The organism is Microbacterium sp. 4-7 (assembly GCF_014332665.1).
Taxonomy (GTDB): Bacteria; Actinomycetota; Actinomycetes; order Actinomycetales; family Microbacteriaceae; genus Microbacterium.
Genome location: NZ_MCRH01000001.1, coordinates 177,166 through 194,017, shown reverse-complemented (window position 1 = coordinate 194,017; position 16,852 = coordinate 177,166). Strand labels below are relative to the sequence as shown.

General features: G+C 70.2%; 20 protein-coding genes. 11 read left to right on the top strand and 9 right to left on the bottom strand.

Annotated features, from left to right (window positions below; translation table 11 throughout):
- Window positions 1–702 (top strand): GntR family transcriptional regulator, encoded by a 702-nt coding sequence (locus tag BEP68_RS00865; protein ID WP_056276375.1) that lies wholly within the window; start codon window positions 1–3, stop codon window positions 700–702.
- Here the strand turns inward: BEP68_RS00865 and BEP68_RS00860 are convergent.
- From BEP68_RS00860 to BEP68_RS00850, 3 genes are read right to left on the bottom strand one after another with little or no spacing between them, the layout of a single operon-like run.
- Complete coding sequence (locus tag BEP68_RS00860; RefSeq protein ID WP_187248962.1) at window positions 666–1,289, bottom strand: GNAT family N-acetyltransferase; 624 nt, start codon at window positions 1,287–1,289, stop codon at window positions 666–668. The two genes, BEP68_RS00865 and BEP68_RS00860, sit on opposite strands and share 37 nt — an antisense overlap.
- A gap of 9 nt (window positions 1,290–1,298) precedes the next feature.
- Entirely contained in the window at window positions 1,299–1,910 is a 612-nt protein-coding gene (locus BEP68_RS00855) for an FMN-binding negative transcriptional regulator (protein WP_053098547.1), read from the bottom strand.
- Entirely contained in the window at window positions 1,910–2,860 is a 951-nt protein-coding gene (locus tag BEP68_RS00850; protein WP_187248961.1) for a DMT family transporter, read from the bottom strand. Before BEP68_RS00850 ends, BEP68_RS00855 begins: the two co-directional genes overlap by 1 nt.
- On the opposite strand from BEP68_RS00850, the gene BEP68_RS00845 reads away from it, so the two are divergent.
- Entirely contained in the window at window positions 2,859–4,265 is a 1,407-nt protein-coding gene (locus tag BEP68_RS00845) for a PLP-dependent aminotransferase family protein (protein ID WP_187248960.1), read from the top strand. The two genes, BEP68_RS00850 and BEP68_RS00845, sit on opposite strands and share 2 nt — an antisense overlap.
- 6 nt (window positions 4,266–4,271) lie before the next feature.
- Here the strand turns inward: BEP68_RS00845 and BEP68_RS00840 are convergent, their stop codons facing one another.
- Entirely contained in the window at window positions 4,272–6,359 is a 2,088-nt protein-coding gene (locus BEP68_RS00840) for an APC family permease (RefSeq protein ID WP_187249294.1), read from the bottom strand.
- 93 nt (window positions 6,360–6,452) lie between these two features.
- Window positions 6,453–6,812, bottom strand: coding sequence for a nuclear transport factor 2 family protein (locus BEP68_RS00835; protein WP_187248959.1), 360 nt, complete (start codon window positions 6,810–6,812; stop codon window positions 6,453–6,455).
- A 98-nt stretch (window positions 6,813–6,910) separates the two neighbouring features.
- On the opposite strand from BEP68_RS00835, the gene BEP68_RS00830 reads away from it, so the two are divergent.
- From BEP68_RS00830 to BEP68_RS00810, 5 genes are all read left to right on the top strand, one after another.
- Entirely contained in the window at window positions 6,911–7,609 is a 699-nt protein-coding gene (locus BEP68_RS00830; RefSeq protein ID WP_187248958.1) for a GTP pyrophosphokinase family protein, read from the top strand.
- Between the two features lie 83 nt (window positions 7,610–7,692).
- Window positions 7,693–7,962 carry a hypothetical protein gene (locus BEP68_RS00825; RefSeq protein ID WP_053098553.1) on the top strand — a complete coding sequence of 90 codons (270 nt, stop codon included), beginning with the start codon at window positions 7,693–7,695 and terminating at the stop codon, window positions 7,960–7,962.
- 84 nt (window positions 7,963–8,046) lie between these two features.
- Window positions 8,047–9,687 (top strand): molybdopterin-dependent oxidoreductase, encoded by a 1,641-nt coding sequence (locus BEP68_RS00820; RefSeq protein WP_187248957.1) that lies wholly within the window; start codon window positions 8,047–8,049, stop codon window positions 9,685–9,687.
- A gap of 41 nt (window positions 9,688–9,728) precedes the next feature.
- On the top strand, window positions 9,729–10,217 hold the full coding sequence (locus BEP68_RS00815) for a molybdenum cofactor biosynthesis protein B (RefSeq protein WP_053098555.1): 489 nt from the start codon (window positions 9,729–9,731) through the stop codon (window positions 10,215–10,217).
- Window positions 10,214–10,654 (top strand): molybdenum cofactor biosynthesis protein MoaE, encoded by a 441-nt coding sequence (locus BEP68_RS00810; protein ID WP_187248956.1) that lies wholly within the window; start codon window positions 10,214–10,216, stop codon window positions 10,652–10,654. The genes BEP68_RS00815 and BEP68_RS00810 overlap by 4 nt, the downstream gene beginning before the upstream one ends.
- 125 nt (window positions 10,655–10,779) lie before the next feature.
- Here BEP68_RS00810 and BEP68_RS00805 read toward each other — a convergent pair whose 3' ends face one another.
- The 4 genes from BEP68_RS00805 to BEP68_RS00790 are packed head-to-tail and all read right to left on the bottom strand — an operon-like array spanning window position 10,780 to window position 13,503.
- A complete protein-coding gene (locus tag BEP68_RS00805) occupies window positions 10,780–11,016 on the bottom strand; it encodes a MoaD/ThiS family protein (protein ID WP_187248955.1) in 237 nt (78 codons plus the stop codon).
- Complete coding sequence (gene moaC, locus BEP68_RS00800) at window positions 11,013–11,492, bottom strand: cyclic pyranopterin monophosphate synthase MoaC (RefSeq protein WP_053098558.1); 480 nt, start codon at window positions 11,490–11,492, stop codon at window positions 11,013–11,015. Before moaC ends, BEP68_RS00805 begins: the two co-directional genes overlap by 4 nt.
- Window positions 11,489–12,736, bottom strand: a complete 1,248-nt coding sequence (glp, locus tag BEP68_RS00795; protein WP_187248954.1) for a gephyrin-like molybdotransferase Glp — start codon at window positions 12,734–12,736, stop codon at window positions 11,489–11,491. The genes moaC and glp overlap by 4 nt, the downstream gene beginning before the upstream one ends.
- Complete coding sequence (locus BEP68_RS00790) at window positions 12,733–13,503, bottom strand: HesA/MoeB/ThiF family protein (protein ID WP_187248953.1); 771 nt, start codon at window positions 13,501–13,503, stop codon at window positions 12,733–12,735. Before BEP68_RS00790 ends, glp begins: the two co-directional genes overlap by 4 nt.
- A 150-nt stretch (window positions 13,504–13,653) precedes the next feature.
- On the opposite strand from BEP68_RS00790, the gene BEP68_RS00785 reads away from it, so the two are divergent.
- Genes BEP68_RS00785 through BEP68_RS00770 form a run of 4 tightly spaced genes read left to right on the top strand, consistent with a single transcriptional unit; the run spans window position 13,654 to window position 16,670 of the window.
- The gene (locus BEP68_RS00785) at window positions 13,654–14,046 is read left to right on the top strand and encodes a molybdopterin-binding protein (protein ID WP_056276411.1); all 393 of its coding nucleotides are present in this window, start codon (window positions 13,654–13,656) and stop codon (window positions 14,044–14,046) included.
- Between the two features lies 1 nt (window position 14,047).
- Window positions 14,048–14,827 (top strand): molybdate ABC transporter substrate-binding protein, encoded by a 780-nt coding sequence (gene modA, locus BEP68_RS00780; RefSeq protein ID WP_187248952.1) that lies wholly within the window; start codon window positions 14,048–14,050, stop codon window positions 14,825–14,827.
- On the top strand, window positions 14,824–15,612 hold the full coding sequence (gene modB, locus BEP68_RS00775) for a molybdate ABC transporter permease subunit (protein ID WP_187248951.1): 789 nt from the start codon (window positions 14,824–14,826) through the stop codon (window positions 15,610–15,612). Before modA ends, modB begins: the two co-directional genes overlap by 4 nt.
- Complete coding sequence (locus BEP68_RS00770; RefSeq protein WP_187248950.1) at window positions 15,609–16,670, top strand: ABC transporter ATP-binding protein; 1,062 nt, start codon at window positions 15,609–15,611, stop codon at window positions 16,668–16,670. The genes modB and BEP68_RS00770 overlap by 4 nt, the downstream gene beginning before the upstream one ends.
- Window positions 16,671–16,852 lie beyond the last annotated feature (182 nt).

Below are 16,852 nucleotides of genomic sequence, written 5' to 3'. Positions count from 1 at the left end.
ATGCCCGACCGGCGGATCGACAGGCTGAACTCCACGCGACTGCTGGGAGGGATCGAGCAGCCACCGCCCGTCATCACCTCCCGCGCGGATGCCGTCGTCGACTCGCTCGCGCACTCGATCGAGTCGGGCGAACTGGCGCCCGGCGATCCCTTATCGGTCACCGCCCTCGCACAGCGGCTCACCGTCGCCGCGGCGACCGTGCGATCAGCCCTCGGCACCCTTGAAGCGATGCATCTGATCGAGCACCGTCTGAACAGGGCGTCGGTCGTCGTGACGCCGACCCCCGCGTGGTTCGTCGCTGTCGCCGCTGAGTGCTCCGGCCTGTCGATCGCGGCGGCCGACCTCGGCATCGCGGAGGCGACCGAGGCGCAGATCGCCGATCTCGCCGAGCGGGCGGCGACCGTCCGCGAACTCTGGGCGTCGGACGAGAGCGATCAGGTCATCGGAGCAGAGGGGCTGTGGGAACTGCTCGACCTGCTCGCGGTGTTCTCGCGCAACCGACACCTCAGCGCCCTGCACGCGTCGAAGCGCACTGCGCTGGTGCTCGGCATCCGCTCGCTCAGCCGGCCCCGCAACCCCGCCATGCTCCGATCGGTCGTCGACGCGCTCGTCGCCGCAGCGCGCGATCGCGACCGCCTCGAAGCGACTGATCTGGTGAGAGACCTCTACACGTTCGTGGTCGACGGGGTCACAGAACTCTGACGCGTCGGTGTCCACTCCTCCGCGAGGATGCCGTAGTTGAGCCCGTCGAGCCACTCGCCCGACCGGTGCAGAGCGGTCTTGCGGCTGAACTCCTCCCGGCGCATGCCGAGCCGCTCCATCAGACTCCACGAGGGCTCGTTGTCGGCGAAGCATCCGGCGTGCACCCGGCGCAGCCCCAGCGGACCGAAGCAGACGTCGATCACGGCGCGGATGGCCTCGGTCGCATAGCCGCGACCGGTGTGCGCGGGGTCGAGCACCCAGCCGAGCTCGGCCTCGACGCCCCTCGCCTGATCGGCGACCTCGAGCTGCGCCCAGCCGTCACCGATCCTGATCATGATGTCGCCGATCGGCGTGGGTCCGTCGTTCTCCGTGATCAGCTCGACGAGGTACATCGACGTGAGCCGGCCGGGGTCGAGATACCGCTCGCGGAACTCCTCGAGTGTGGCCGGCGCGAGTCCGAGCCACCGGTTCACCTCCGGCCGTCGACGCCACTCCCACATGACGTCGACGTCGGGTGCCGTCATCGGCCGGATCTGCAGCCGCTCGGTACGGACAGGCCAGACGTCGGTGTGCGGCGAATCGGTCATCGCCCCAGCCTATTGAGGGGCGTGGCCGGACACTCGACGCATCTCGGCCGCGAGTGCCGCGTTCGTCTCGTCGAACCGCCCGGTGATGGTGTCTCGCACCTCGGGAGACTTGTTCTGGCTCAGCTTGGCGCGCGCGTCGAACCGGTCGACACGCATCCTCAGCCCGACGGTTCCCTTCGCCGCTCGCCGGGTGCCGGCCTCATCCTCCGACAGGCTGCGCCCGTGCGGCGTTCCCTTCTCGAAGTGGTCGGTGAGCTGCGCGAGCATGGCGTAGTTCTCCTCCTCGGTGAGGATCTCGGGAGTGCCGTAGAGGTGGGCAGTGACGTGGTTCCAGGTCGGCACCAGGTCTCCCGGCGCGTAGAGGCTGGGCGACACGTAGTCGTGAGGGCCCTGGATGATCACGAGCACCTCGTGCGCGCCCAGTTCATGCAGCTGCTCGTCGGGGCGGCCGAAGTGGCTCGCGATCACGATCTCGTGCTCGTCTTCGATCAGCAGCGCGGGGTAGTGCGAAGCGACCAGCCCTGTGCTCGCGGGGGACACGAAGGTCGCCCACGGGTTGCCGCGGATCAGGCGCTTCACCTCGAGCGGGTCGGTCATCAGGTAACGGGGTGTGTGGCGCATCAGGACTCCTCGTTCAGGGGGCGGGTGGTGGGTCGGGGATGGATCAGTCGGGTGCGCACCGCGAGCGCGGCGCACACGATGACGGCCAGGCCGCCGAGCGCGGTGGGCCATCCGATCTGCTCATGAAGAAGCAGCGCGGCCCACGCGATGCTCATCACGGGTTGGACCAATTGGATCTGGCTCACCGGGGCCATGGGCCCGATCGCGAGCCCGCGGTACCAGGCGAAGAATCCGAGGAACATGCTCACCACGCCGAGGTAGGCGAAGGCGAGCCACTGCACCGGCGATGCCGTCGGCGGGTCGGCGACCGCCGAGGCCAGGGTCAGCACGAGCATCAGCGGCGCGGCGAGCACGAGCGCCCACGACACGGTCTGCCAGGCTCCGAGCTCCCGAGCCAGCAGGCCGCCCTCCGCATAGCCGACAGCCGCAGCGAGCACCGCGGCGAACAGCAGCAGATCGGCCCAGTGGAGTTCGCCGAGATCCCCGTTCTGCAGTGCCGCGAAGACCACCGCCGCGGCGGCACCCACAGCAGCGAACCACCAGAACGCTCGTCCGGGGCGCTCGCGGGTGCGCAGCGCCACCATCGCGGCTGTCGCCGCGGGCAGCAGGCCGATCACCACGGCGCCGTGGCTCGCAGGCGCAGCGGTCATGGCGAACGACGTCAGCAGGGGGAACCCCGCGACCACGCCGCCGGCGACGATCGCGAGGCGCCACCACTGCGCACTGGTGGGTGGATGCTGACGTGTCACCGCCAGCGCCAGGGCGGCGAGTGCTGCGGCGACGACCGCGCGGCCGGATCCGATGAACAGCGGCGAGAGGCCGCCGACCGCGATGCGGGTGAACGGGAGAGTGAACGAGAAGGCGGTGACGCCGAGGAGTCCCCACCAGAGCCCGGGACTCGAGGATAGCGGCGCACGTGGGCGGACGATAACGCTACTCTGTTGTTTCATGAGTCAGGATAGCAGTGACCGGATCGTAGGAGAACTGCGTCGGTGGATCGAGGCGGCGCCTCCGGGGTCTCGGGTTCCCTCGAATCGAGCGCTCGTCGCGCAGTACGGAGCGAGCCCTGTGACGGTGCAGAAGGCGATGGGACGCCTCGCCCGGCTGGGCCTGATCGAATCCCGACCAGGCGCGGGGACGTTCGTGCGCGCGCAGAAGACGCCGCGCCCCGCCGACTACGGCTGGCAGACATCCGCGCTCGGGGCTCCTCCCGCGCGACTCGCCGGGCTCACCTCGACGCAGCGCACTGTCGCTCCCGACGCGATCGGCATGCATTCCGGGTATCCGGCGGTCGACCTGCTTCCCGAGCGGCTGGTCCGTCAGGCGATCACCCGTGCGGCACGCACCTCGTCAGCGCTCACTCGCTCGCCCGCCGCCGGGATGCCGGAGCTGCAGGCCTGGTTCGCGGCCGAGCTCGCGGCATCCGCCCCCGCAGACGTCACTCCGGCATCCGCCAGGGATGCGCTCGTGATCGCGGGCAGCCAGAGCGGGCTGAGCTCCATCTTCCGAGCCGTGGTCGGGGCAGGGCAGCCTCTGCTGATCGAGTCGCCCACCTACTGGGGTGCTCTTCTCGCCGCCGAGCAGGCCGGGGTGGTGCTGGTGCCGATCCCGTCGGGGCCGGACGGGCCCGATCCGGATGCCGTCGAGCGGGCGTTCGTCGAGACCGGCGCTCGTGCGTTCTACGCGCAGCCCACATTCGCCAACCCGACGGGCGCCAGGTGGCCCGCGTCGACGGGCCTCGCCGTTCTCGAGAGCGTGCGGCGACACGGTGCCTTCCTCATCGAAGACGACTGGGCGCACGATCTGGCCATCGACGGCGATCCGCGTCCGATCGCGGCGATGGACGATGACGGCCATGTCGTCTATCTCCGTTCGCTGACCAAGAGCGTCTCGCCCGCACTGCGGATCGCCGCGGTGATCGCCCGCGGCCCGGCGCGCGAGCGCATCCTCGCCGACCGCGCCGCCGAGTCGATGTACGTGAGCGGGCTGCTGCAGGCTGCCGCGCTCGACGTCGTGACCCAGCCGGCGTGGAAGAGCCACCTGCGTGGCTTCCGCGACCACTTGAGGGCGCGACGCGACCTGCTGCTCGCGAGCCTCGCCGAGCACGCCCCGACCGCGACGGTCGAGACGGTGCCGGCCGGTGGCCTCAACCTCTGGGTGCGGCTTCCGGAGGGCACCGATGTCGTCGGCGTGGTACGAGGATGCGAGACACGCGGCCTCATCATCTCTCCCGGATCCGAATGGTTCCCCGCGGAGCCCTCCGGAGCCTATGTTCGACTCAACTACGCGAACGCCGACCCGACGCGATTCCCCGAGGCGGCGGAGATCCTCGGCGGTGTGCTCGCGGCATCCTGACCGGCGTCAGCTCTCGGGCGGACCCTCGGGGCGGTGCGCGCGGCGGCCGTTCACGACGACCGGTCGCCCTGCGCGCTCCTGCCCCGGCAGCGGGCGTGAGCGTCGGCCGTAGATCAGCTCCGACGAGTCGAGCAGCCACGGCACGAGCGTGATCGAGACCCCGTGCACGAGCATCAGCTGGTTGGCCAGGCGGCGTGAGCGGCGGTTGTGCAGGAACGTCTCCCACCAGTGCCCCACGATGTACTGCGGCAGATAGACCGTGACCACGGACGAGCCGTGCTTCTCGCGGTACTGCTTGATGAACTGCGTCACCGGCTGTGCGAACGACCGGAACGGCGACTCGACGATCACCAGCGGGATCGGCACCAGGTGGTCTGCCCAGTCCTTCTGCAGCTGCGCGGCATCGTCGGATGCGACGGCGACGTGCACCGCCAGAGTCTTGCCGTGCTTGGCGGCGATCGCATAGTCGATGGCCTTGATCACGGGCTTCTGCAGGCGGTTGACGAGCACGATCGCCAGGTCGCCGGTCGCGCCGAACTTCGTCGTGTCGTCGATCGCGATCTCGTGCTCGACGTCGCGGTAGTACCGCTTCACGCCCATCATCAGGAACGCCAGCACCGGGATCGCGAAGAACACCAGGTAGGCGCCGTGCGTGAACTTCGTGATCGTCACGATCAGCAGCACCGCCACCGTCATCGCGGCGCCCACCGAGTTGATGACCAGTCCGATCTTCGCCGAGCGGCGGTCGGATGCCGAGGCGCCGTCGACGCCCGATCCGGGAGTCGTCTCGAGCGGCCCGCGCAGCACGCGGCGCCAGTGCCGGACCATGCCGATCTGCCCGAGCGAGAACGACACGAAGACGCCGATGATGTAGAGCTGGATCAGCGTGGTGAGCTTCGCCTGGAACACCACGAGCACGATGATCGCCGCGATCCCCAGCACGATCATGCCGTTCGAGAACACCAGGCGGTCGCCGCGGGTGTTCAGCGACTTGGGCGCATAGCCGTCGCGGGCGAGCACCGAGCCGAGCAGCGGGAATCCGTTGAACGCGGTGTTGGCTGCGAGCAGCAGCACACAGGCGGTCGCCGCCTGGATGATGTAGAAGAGGATGCTGCCGCCGCCGAACGTCGCAGACGCGATCTGCGCCATCAGGCTCGGCTGCGGGTTCGAGCAGTCGAAGCCGATCAGGTCGCACGGGTTCTCGGCGTAGTGCACGCCGGTGATCAGGGCCAGGGCGGTGAGCCCGGCGAACAGGCACGCGGCGATGGAACCCATCAGCACGAGCGTGGTCTGGGCGTTGCGGACCTTCGGGGTGCGGAAGGCGGGCACGCCGTTCGACACCGCCTCGACGCCGGTGAGGGCCGAGCATCCGCTCGAGAACGCCCGCAGGATGAGAAGGATCACCGCGGCCTGGCCGAGGTCTTCGGAGTGCACGGCGAACTCGGCGCTCGAGGCGACCGGCGCATCGCCGAGGAAGGTGCGGAACAGCCCGGTCACGATCATGAAGCCGACGGAGGCGATGAACACGTAGGTCGGGATCGCGAAGACGAGCGAGGCCTCGCGCACTCCTCGCAGGTTCACCAGGATGATGAGGATCACGAATCCGACCGCCAGCTCGACGCGCAGCGGATCGAGGCCCGGCACCGCCGAGATGATGTTGTCGACGCCGGATGCCACCGACACGGCGACCGTCAGCACGTAGTCGACCAGCAGCGCGGCCGCGACGATGACGCCGGGGATCTCGCCGAGGTTCTTCGAGGCGACCTCGTAGTCGCCGCCGCCCGAGGGGTATGCCTTGATGAGCTGCCGGTAGCTGAGCACGACGACGATCAGCAGCACGACGACCGCGACCGCGACGAGCGGGGTGAACGACAGGAACGTCAGTCCGCCGATGAGGAGGATCATCACGAGCTCCTGCGGCGCGTAGGCGACCGAGCTCAGGGCGTCCGACGCGAAGATCGGCAACGCCATCTTCTTCGGGAGCAGCTGATCGTCGACCTGTGCGCTCGTCAGCGGGTCGCCGATGAGGATGCGCTTCACGCGAGGAGGAGCGTCGAGGTTGTCCCGGGTTTCATCTGACACGTCGGGCGACATTACGCCCGCGAACGGCTTCCTCACGCGTTCCTCACGGAATCCCTACGGGTGCCCCGGTGTCCCTAACGGAATCCTCACGGGCCCCTGTCGCCGTCACTCCTGATGAGGGCGGGGCATGTACCACTCGGTGAAGGCGGTCGCCCGCCCCTCCGCATCCAGCCGGACGATCCAGAGGTTCACGTAGTCGCGCTCCGCCGGATACTTCGTGCGTCCCTCGACCACGACGAACTCGTCGTCTTCGCGCACGATCCACCAGTCGAACGACCACGCCCCCGGTTCGTCGAGGTCGTCGAGCCAGCCGGCGACGATGTCCGCCCGGCCGACGCGCGGCTCGGCGTCCGGGCTGGTGAGGTAGATCGCGTCTTCACTGAAGAGCGCGGAGATCTGCTGGGGATCGTTCGACTTCCAGGCCTCGACGTACGCCTCGGTCCACTTCTCTCCTGCGCTGGTCATGTCCTCCGTTCTAGACCCGGCCTCCGACATCGTCAAGGTTCTCGACTCCATCGAAGATGCACAGCCACTTCCGATCACGGACGGATAACGTCGAAGGCATGACGTCTCTTCAGGTCACCGACGACGCGATCCAGCAGACTCGGGAGCTCCGCGACGAGTTCCAGCGCTTTCTGCGCGAGTACGAGTTCGGCATGCGGGAGGTCGAGACGAAGATCGGGATCCTGCGCGACGAGTTCACCCACCATCACGCCTACAACCCGATCGAGCACGTGAAGAGCCGGTTGAAGACTCCCGACAGCATCGTCGAGAAGATCGCCCGCAAGGGCATCGTCGAGCCGGACTTCGAGCGCATCCGCTCCGAGATCACCGACATCGCCGGCGTGCGCGTGACCTGCAGCTTCGTCGCCGACGTGTATCGCCTGTTCGACCTGCTGACTGCTCAGGACGACGTGACCGTCGTCACGGTCAAGGACTACATCGCGAACCCCAAGGACAACGGGTACAAGAGCCTGCACGCGATCATCGAGGTGCCGGTGTTCCTGTCGACCGGAGCTCTGTCAGTGCCGGTCGAGGTGCAGTTCCGGACCATCGCGATGGACTTCTGGGCCAGCCTCGAGCACAAGATCTATTACAAGTTCTCGAACCAGGTGCCCTCGCACCTCGTCGACAGCCTGACCGATGCGGCCGAGGCCGCCGCCGAGCTCGACAGCCGCATGGAGCGTCTGCATCGCGAGGCGCACGGGGTGCCGCAGCGCCAGCTCGCGCCGCCGCCCCCGCCGCACGTCGTGCAGGTCTGACCCGACGCTCGTCGTCTCCGGTGCGCGGCGCACGCGAGCAGCGCGGTGTTGCGCGCGTCGGCGGGCTCCGGGAGCATGGGCAGGTGGTGAAGACGCAGCAGCCCCCGGTCGCCGACCTCGAGCGCACCCTCGTCGAGCTCCCCGGTCTCGACCGAGGACGCCAGCTGTGCGAGTGCGACCACGGCGACGACGAGGCCTATGCCGCCTGCGGACGCAAGGCCAAGTGGCGCGTCACGGTCGACTGCGTCTGCGGGGAGAACCACCCGCGTCGCGTCGAGATCCTGTGCTCCCGGTGCCTGCGCACTCTGCGCCAGCTGCAGGACCGCGACACCATCACCGCGCGGCGTCTCTGACGCACCGGCGCTCGCGACCATCCGTTCGCGCCTTCGCTCCGAACAACCGCTGACCACACCGTCGGCGGTGCGAAGGAGCAGATCATGGCACAGCGCAGCAAAGACCCACAGCGCAGCAAGGGCAGACGATTCATCCTCTGGGCAGCACTCTCGGGTGTGATCAGCGGTGCCGTCTTCCTGGCCACCGCAGAGCTGTTCGCGCTGATCTTCGCGCGCTCAGCGAGCCCGATCCTCGCGGTCGGCGGTTTCGTGATCGACATCGTGCCGCAGCCCTTCAAGGAATTCGCGATCGCGACCTTCGGCGAGTACGACAAGATCGCGCTGCTGGTCGGTCTCGGTCTCGCGGTGGTGATCGCGTCGGCGATCGCCGGAATCCTTCAGCTGCTCCGTCCCCCGCTCGGCGTGATCGCCCTGGTGGTCGCGGGCGCGCTCTCCACCGCGGCGATCGTGACGAGGGCGGGAGTCACGCCCCTCGCCTTCCTGCCTCCCGTGCTCGGCACCATCGCAGGGTCGATCCTGATGGTGCTCCTGATCCGCCGTCTGAAGACGTGGAGGGCCTCGGCGGTTCCCGCCGTGATGACCGACCGCAAGGGCGAGGGTCTCGCCGCGACCGGCGCCGGGACGGTGGGCCAGGATGCCGCGCAGCCGCCGAAGGATCTGGGGCGTCGGCAGTTCTTCATCCTCGCCGGGATCGCGAGCGTCTCGGCGGTCGTCGTCGGCATCGCGTCGCGCACGGTGAGCATGACGGTCGCCTCCGTGGCGTCGATCCGGGAGGCGCTGAAGCTCCCGGCGCCGAAGTCGACGGTCACGGTGCCGAAGGGCGCCGAGCTCGACATCCCGGGCCTGAGCAAGCTGTTCACCCCGAACAAGGACTTCTACCGCGTCGACACTGCGCTGACCGTGCCCACGATCGACCCCAGCACCTGGCGTCTCGTGATCGACGGCATGGTCGATCAGCGCGTCGAGATGAGCTTCCAGGACATCCTCGACATGGGGCTCGACGAGTATGCGATCACCCTCACCTGCGTCTCGAACGAGGTGGGCGGCGACCTCGTCGGCAATGCGAAGTGGCTCGGCGTCCCGCTGCGCGATGTTCTCAAGAAGGCAGGGGTGAAGTCCGGTGCCGACATGGTGCTGTCGAAGAGCGTCGACGGATACACCGCGAGCACGCCGCTGTCGGCGCTGACCGACGACAACCTCGATGCGATCCTCGCGGTGGGCATGAACGGCGAGCCGCTGCCGCTCGAGCACGGGTTCCCGGTGCGCATGGTCGTTCCCGGTCTCTACGGCTACGTCTCGGCGACGAAGTGGCTGACCGAGCTCAAGGTGACGACGTTCGACAAGGACGAGGCCTACTGGACCCCGCGTGGATACAGCGCCGAGGCGCCGATCAAGTTCGCCTCGCGCGTCGACACTCCCAAGGTCGGCGAGGCGGTCAAGGCCGGCCGCATCCCGATCGCGGGCGTCGCGTGGGCGCAGTCGGTCGGCATCGAGCGGGTCGAGGTGCGCATCGACGAGGGCGACTGGATGCCGGCGACGCTGTCGGCACCGATCAACGAGGACACCTGGGTGCAGTGGTTCATGGAGTGGGATGCCACGCCGGGCACGCACTACGTGGCCGTGCGAGCCATCAACAAGAACGGCGACCTGCAGATCGAAGAGCGGGCGCCGATCGCGCCGAACGGTTCGTCGGGGTGGCAGCGGTCGCTGATCCGCGTCGCCTGATGCCGGTGCGTGACCCCGGGTCTCGCCCTAGTGTGGGAGCCATGACGTCGCTCCCCGCCTGCGTGATCACTGTCTCGGATCGATCCTTCGCGGGTGAACGCGAAGACAGGGGAGGGCCGATCGCGGTCGGGCTGCTGCGGGATGCCGGGTGGCACTGCCCGGATGCCGAGGTCATCGCCGACGGCGCCACCTCGGTCGCTGATGCGCTGCGCCGAGCGGTGGCCCGCGGCGTGAGACTGATCGTGACGACCGGGGGGACCGGCGTCAGCCCGCGCGATGAGACGCCGGAGGGCACCCGTCGGGTGATCACCCGCGAGGTGCCCGGCATCGCCGAGGAGCTGCGCCGCAGCGGCCTCGCCGACACCCCGCTGTCCCTGCTCTCTCGTGGCGTGGCGGGCATCGTCGACCCGGCCGGATCGCTCGTGGTGAATCTTCCCGGGTCGCCCCGGGCCGTGGCATCCGGTGTTCCCGTCGTGCTCACCGTCGCCAGACACGTCGTCGACCAGGTCGAGGGCGGTGATCACTCGTGAACGAGGTGCGGATCGCAGCGATCTCGGAGGAGAAGCTCGACGTCGACGCGCATCTCGCTGCGGTGGACGACCCGGCCCTGGGCGGGGTCACGACCTTCATCGGGCGCGTGCGCGACAACGACCCCGATGCGACGACCCCGGTGGTCGGGCTCGAATACAGCTCGCACCCCGATGCGGAGCCGACGCTGCGACGCATCGCCGAGGGAGCGGCAGCGGATGCCGTCGGCGACGCCAGGGTCGTGGTCGCCGTGAGCCATCGCATCGGTCGCCTCGACGTCGGGGATGCGGCTGTGGTCATCGCGGTCGCGGCAGAGCATCGTGCTGAGGCCTTCGAGGTGTGCCGCGCGGTCATCGAGGACATCAAGACGTCGCTGCCGGTGTGGAAGCGCCAGGTCGAGTCGGACGGCTCGACCTCGTGGAAGGGCATCGGCGGCTGAGTCGAGTCGCGGCTGCTTCACGCGGCCATTCGCGCTTCTGAAGGCCGTTTTCGGCATCCGCGTCCTTCTGAAGCGCAGATCGCCGAACGAAGCGCACGCCCCGCGGGCATCGCTTCGCCTGCGGCCTATCCCCCGGCGAACGGGGGAAGCACGTCGATCAGCTGGGCGTCGTCGAGCGGACGGTCGTCATCGCTGCGCACACCGTCGACCATGACCGCGCACCGCGGAAGGATGTCGGCGAGCGCCGGATGGTCGACGACGACGGCGGCGCGCAGCTGCTCGAGCGAGTGCTCGCCGCGGTCCTCGGCGTCGGTGCCCGCGGCCTCGGCGGCCGCAGCGAAATAGCGGACGCGGGTGGTCACAGGGTCTCTCCCTCGCGCACCCAGTCGCCCGAGCGCCCGCCCGACTTCGCGACGATGCGCACGTCTTCGATCACGACCGAGCGGTCGAGGCCCTTGATCATGTCGACGATCGCGAGGGCGCTCACCGAGACCGCTGTGAGGGCCTCCATCTCGACGCCGGTGCGGTCGGCGGTGCCCACGGTCGCCTCGACGTGCACGCCATCGTCGACGATGTCGAGCTCGACCGACGCGCGGTGCACGCCGATCACGTGGGCGAGGGGCAGCAGAGCGGGTGTCGACTTGGCGGCCTGGATGCCGGCGATGCGGGCGACCGCGAGCACGTCGCCCTTGGGTGCGGTGCCGTCGCGCAGGGCAGCGATGACCTCGGCGCCGCAGCGCACGAATCCGCGCGCGGTGGCGGTGCGGACCGTCGGCTGCTTGCCGGTCACATCGACCATGTGGGCGTGGCCGGCCGAATCGAGATGCGTGAAGCTCATCCGACCAGCATGACATCGATCGCATCGCCCACGGCGACGGCCTCGACCTCAGCGGGCACGACGGCGAACGCGTGGGCGCGGGCGAGTCCGCCGGCCAGGTGCGATCCCGAGCCGCCCGAGGTCGCCGGGCGCACGGTCCTGTTCACGAGGTCGACGACGGCGGGCAGGTACTGACGGCGTCCCGGCGGGGTGGTCCACGCGGCATCCGCGGTGAAGGATGCGCGCGGGCGGTGGATCTCGGAGCGGCCCTGCAGCGCCAGCAGCGCGGGGCGCACGAACACCTCGAACGACACCGCCACGCTCACGGGGTTTCCGGGAAGACCGAACACCAGAGTGCCGGCGTCGAGCACGCCGAACGCCTGCGGCTTGCCCGGCTGCATCGCGACGCTCGCGAACTCGACCTCGCCCTGTCCGTCGAACGCGCCGCGCACGGGCTCGTACGCACCGGCGCTCACGCCGCCGGTGAACACGATCACGTCAGCGCCGCGTTCTACGGCGGTCGCCGTGACGGTGCGCACGGCATCGGCGTCATCCGCGACGCGGGCGACGAGCACGACCTCGGCGTCGGCATCGGCGACGAGGAGCTCGAGCAGCGGACCGTTGGAATCGGGGATGCGGCCGCGCGCTGCGGGCTCGCCCGGCTCGAGCAGCTCACTGCCGGTGGATACGACGGCCACCCGGGGTGCGCGTGTCACCGTCACGCTCTCGACCCCGGCGGCGACGGCAGCGGACAGCTGGAACGCTCCGAGGCGCTCGCCGGCGAGCACCACTGCGTCACCGGCGCGCAGGTCGGCGCCGCGACGGCGGATGAACGCTCCTGCGGTCGACGGTGCGCGCAGCACCCGCACGTCGCCGAGCGAATCGGCGAGACCGCCGACGGTGTCCTCGAAAGGCACGATCGCGTCCGCCGCAGTCGGGGCGGGTGAGCCGGTCATGATGCGTGCCGCCTCGCCGGCTCCGAGTGCCGGGTCGTCCGACACCCCGGCGGGCAGATCTGCGACGACGCGGAGCACGACAGGGCTCTCGTCGGATGCCGAGGCGACATCCGCTGCCCGCACGGCGAAGCCGTCCATCGCGGAGTTGTCGAAGAGCGGGATGTCGTGCGCCGCCGTCGCAGCCTCTGCGAGCGTGCGCTGGGCCGCGTCCCGGATCGCCCGTGCCTCGGCGGGCAGTGCGCGTACGGCATCCAGCACCCGCGCGAGCTGATCCTCGACGGATCGGCGGCCGCCGCCCGCGGCGCTCATGCCGACACCGCCGAACGGATGGCGATCTCGTGCTGTCTCGAGGTGAGGGAGTCGATCATCGCGAGCCGGCCGAGCAGCGGCTCGCCCGCGCCGGTGATGAGCTTCACGACCTCGCCCGCCAGCATCCCGCCCACCTGCACGCACAGGGCCCCGAGCACGCCGACCTGCGCGCAGCTGGGCGGCTCGCCCTCGGTGCCGAGCGGGAAGAGATCGGTGAGCACCACGGGCGTGTGGCCTTCAGGGGGATTCGACCAGAACACGGTGGCCTGCGCGTGCCACTCCTGCACGGCACCCCACACGAGCGGGATGCCGAGGGTCTCGGTCGCGGCGGCGACGTCGCGCCGGGTCGCGAAGGAGTCGCTCGTGTCGACCACGATGTCGGCCCCGGCGAACAGGCGGTCGGCGTTCTCGGAGTCGAGTCGCTCGGAGGCCGTCACGACCTCCGCCCCCGGTGACAGTGCGCTGATCGCGCGCGCCGCCGAAATGGTCTTGGGGCGGCCGATGTCCTCGACACGGTGGGCGAGCTGGCGCTGCAGATTGGTCAGCTCCACGATGTCGTCGTCGATCACCGTGATGCTGCCGATTCCTGCCGCCGCCAGTGCGAGGAGCACGGGGGAGCCGATGCCGCCGGCGCCGACCACGGTGACGTGTGCCGCGGCGAGACGGCGCTGCCCCTCCTCTCCGATGCCCGTGAGCACCGCATGCCTGGCGGTGCGGACGAGTTCGGCCGGGTCGAGGGCGGGCGCGGGAGCGACGAGCGGCTGCATGGCACCAGGCTATGCCCGGGGTGCGCGATTGCGGCGGGGGCGAGGGGATTCGTCCGGAGTTCGCAGCGGACGGATGCCGCGCGAGCCCGTTGCTTCCGCGAATGCGGTGATTTTCGGTGTGAGCATCCGCGTCTGCGGTAGTGTGCACCCATGCAGAGCTTTCGGATCGCCCGCGCAGCACAGCTGCTCGGAGTGAGCGATGACACGGTGCGGCGCTGGATCGATCAGGGCCTGCTGCCGACGACGGATGCCGTCCCGGCCGAGATCCCCGGTGACGCTCTCGCCGCCCGCGCTGTGGAGCTCGCCGAGGAGGCGCAGGCGTCGGATCATGCTCTCTCGAGCGCCCGCAACCGCTTCGTCGGCATCGTGACGCGCGTGCAGATCGACGGAGTCATGGCACAGGTCGACCTGCAGTCCGGACCGCACCGCGTCGTCTCGCTCATGTCGGCCGAGGCCGCCCGCGAGCTGAACCTGGAGGTCGGCTCGCTCGCCACCGCATCCGTCAAGGCGACCAACGTCGTCGTCGAAGTGCCGAAGGGCTGACATGAATCGCGCCCTGCGTCGCACCGTCGCGGTCGTCCTGGCCGCCGCCGCTCTCGCCCTCACAGGGTGCACCGCCGAAGCCCCGGCCCCTGCCGGCTCGGGAGATGCACCGGAGAGTGCCGTCAGCGGCGAGCTCACGGTGTACGCCGCCGCGTCGCTGTCGGGCGCCTTCGACGAGATCGGCGCGGCCTTCACCGACGAGAACCCCGATGTGACGTTCAGCGGCGTCTACGACGGATCGTCGACGCTGGTCACCCAGCTGCGCGAGGGCGCTCCGGCCGACGTCTTCGCCTCAGCCGACGAGGCGAACATGGACAAGCTCGAGGATGCCGCGGTCGACCCGACCCTGTTCGCCTCCAACACGCTCGTGATCGCCGTTCCCTCGGGCAATCCGGGTCGCGTCGAGGCCCTCGCCGATCTGGCCGACGTCACCACCGTGCTGTGCGCCCCCGAGGTGCCGTGCGGCGCCGCCTCGGCGACGCTGCTCTCGAACGCCGGCGTCGTGGTCGACGCCGCGAGCCTCGAGCAGAACGTCACCGCGGTGCTCACCAAGGTCGCAGCCGGTGAGGCGGATGCGGGCCTCGTCTACGCCACCGACGTCGTCGGTCGTGACGATGTCGAGGTGATCGTGCCCGACGGTGCCGACGAGGTCGTCAACCACTATCCGATCGCGACGCTGTCGGAGGCATCGAACTCTGCGGCCGCCGACGCGTTCGTCGCGTTCGTGCTGTCGGATGGTGGCCAGAGCATCCTGGCCGACTTCGGCTTCGGAGCGCCGTGACTGCGGCCGCTTCACACGGATACGCGCCGCGTGCCCTGGCCATCCCGGCCCTGATCGGTCTCGCGTTCCTCATCCTCCCGCTCGCGGCGCTCGTCGCCCGTGTCGAGTGGTCGACCTTCATCACCGACGTGACGTCGGAGGCCGCGCGCTCGGCTCTGCTCCTGTCGCTCGGCACCGGCCTCGTCGCCACTCTGCTGTGCATCGTGATCGGTGTGCCGCTGGCGTTGACGATCGCCCGCTCCGGGCCCCGCCTGGCCGCCGTGCTGCGGGCCGCTGTCACGGTGCCGCTCGTGCTGCCGCCGATGGTCGGCGGTGTCGCCCTGCTCTACCTGTTCGGGCGGGCGGGGTGGTTCGGCGGTCTCGGGATCTCCTTCAGCACGCCGGCCGTCGTGCTCGCGCAGACCTTCGTGGCGCTGCCGTTCCTCGTGCTGGCGGTCGAAGGGGCTGTGCGCACCTCCGGCGTCGAGTACGAGCGGACCGCCGCCGCGCTCGGAGCCGGCCGCTGGACGATCCTGCGCCGCATCACGCTGCCGCTCGCGGCGCCCGGGATCGTCGCGGGCGTGGTGCTGTGCTTCGCCCGGGCCATCGGCGAGTTCGGCGCGACGGCACTCTTCGCGGGCAACCGACCCGGCGTCACGCAGACCATGCCCCTGGCGATCTACACGGCCTTCAACGGCGCAGGCGTCACCCAGGGGGCCGCGGTCGCCCTCGCGCTGCTGCTGCTCGCCACGGCGATCCTCGTGCTGCTGCTCGTGCGCGGCTGGCGGCCGGGGGCGGCGCGATGAGCGCGCCTGCTGTCGCCGGGCTGCGCGCCCGCGTGGTCGTGCCGCGAGAGCACTTCACCGTCGATGTCTCGCTGCAGGTGGAGACCGGCGAGACGGTCGCCGTGATGGGACCCAGCGGAGCGGGCAAGTCGACGCTGGTGCAGGCGCTCGCCGGACTCGAGCCGCTGGGCGGGGGCGAGATCGCCGTCGAGGGCCGGGTCGTCGACCGGGTAGCGAAGCCTCGGATGAGGACCGAGCCGATGCGCCGCGGGGTCGTGCTGCTCGGGCAGAAACCGCGGCTGTTCCCTCATCTCTCGGCGCGCGAGAACGTGGCGTTCGGGCCACGGGCGGCGGGCACTGACGCGCGCGCGGCGCGGGCGGGGGCCGACGATTGGCTCGCACGGGTCGGTCTCCCCGGCTCCGGAGAGCGGATGCCGCACGAGCTGTCCGGAGGCGAACAGCAACGGGTCGCGGTCGCTCGCGCGCTCGCCGCATCCCCTCGCGTCGTACTGCTCGACGAGCCACTCGTCGCCCTCGACCCCGAGACGGCCGGCGACATCCGGCGGATGCTGCGCGACCAGCTCGTCTCGACCACGACCGTCGCGGTCACGCACGATGCGGCGGACGCCGTCGCGCTCGCCGACCGGCTGATCGTCGTCGAGGCTGGTCGCGTGACGCAGGAGGGCCCGGTGCGCGAGGTGCTCGCCGCCCCGGCATCCGGTTTCGTCGCGTCGATCGCCGGGGTCAATCGCCTGGTGGGCGTCGCGAGCGGGGGAGGGTGGAGCAGCGGCGAGGTGCTGCTGGCCAGCGCCGATCCTGCGTCGCGTGCGCTTGCAGCGACGGACGGCGCTGCGCTCGCCGCGGTCTTCCGGCCGGGCGATGCGCGGGTCGCCGAGGCAGGCCCGGGGTCGTGGACCGCTGTGGTGGCGCGCATCGAGCCCACGCTGGGTGGCGTGCGCGTGCACACCGATGCCGGGGCGGTCGACCTGTCGCTGGATGCTGCCGGAGGGTTGGCGGTCGGCGACCGGGTTCGGTTGCGGGTGGACCCGGCGCTGGTGCGGTTCGTCGCAGTTCCGTGAGCTGCAGCCGTGCGCTGAGCTCGCCCGATGACTGGTGAACTCCCGGCTGAATCTCCAGCCAGGTGGCCTGGGCGAGCGCCGCGCGTCCCGAGAGGACCTGGCAATATGCCGGTCGTCGCGCCCGCATGGGCCGCGCGACGCGGGGCGCGGGTAGTCTCGGAACATGTCGGGGAGAGGGAAAC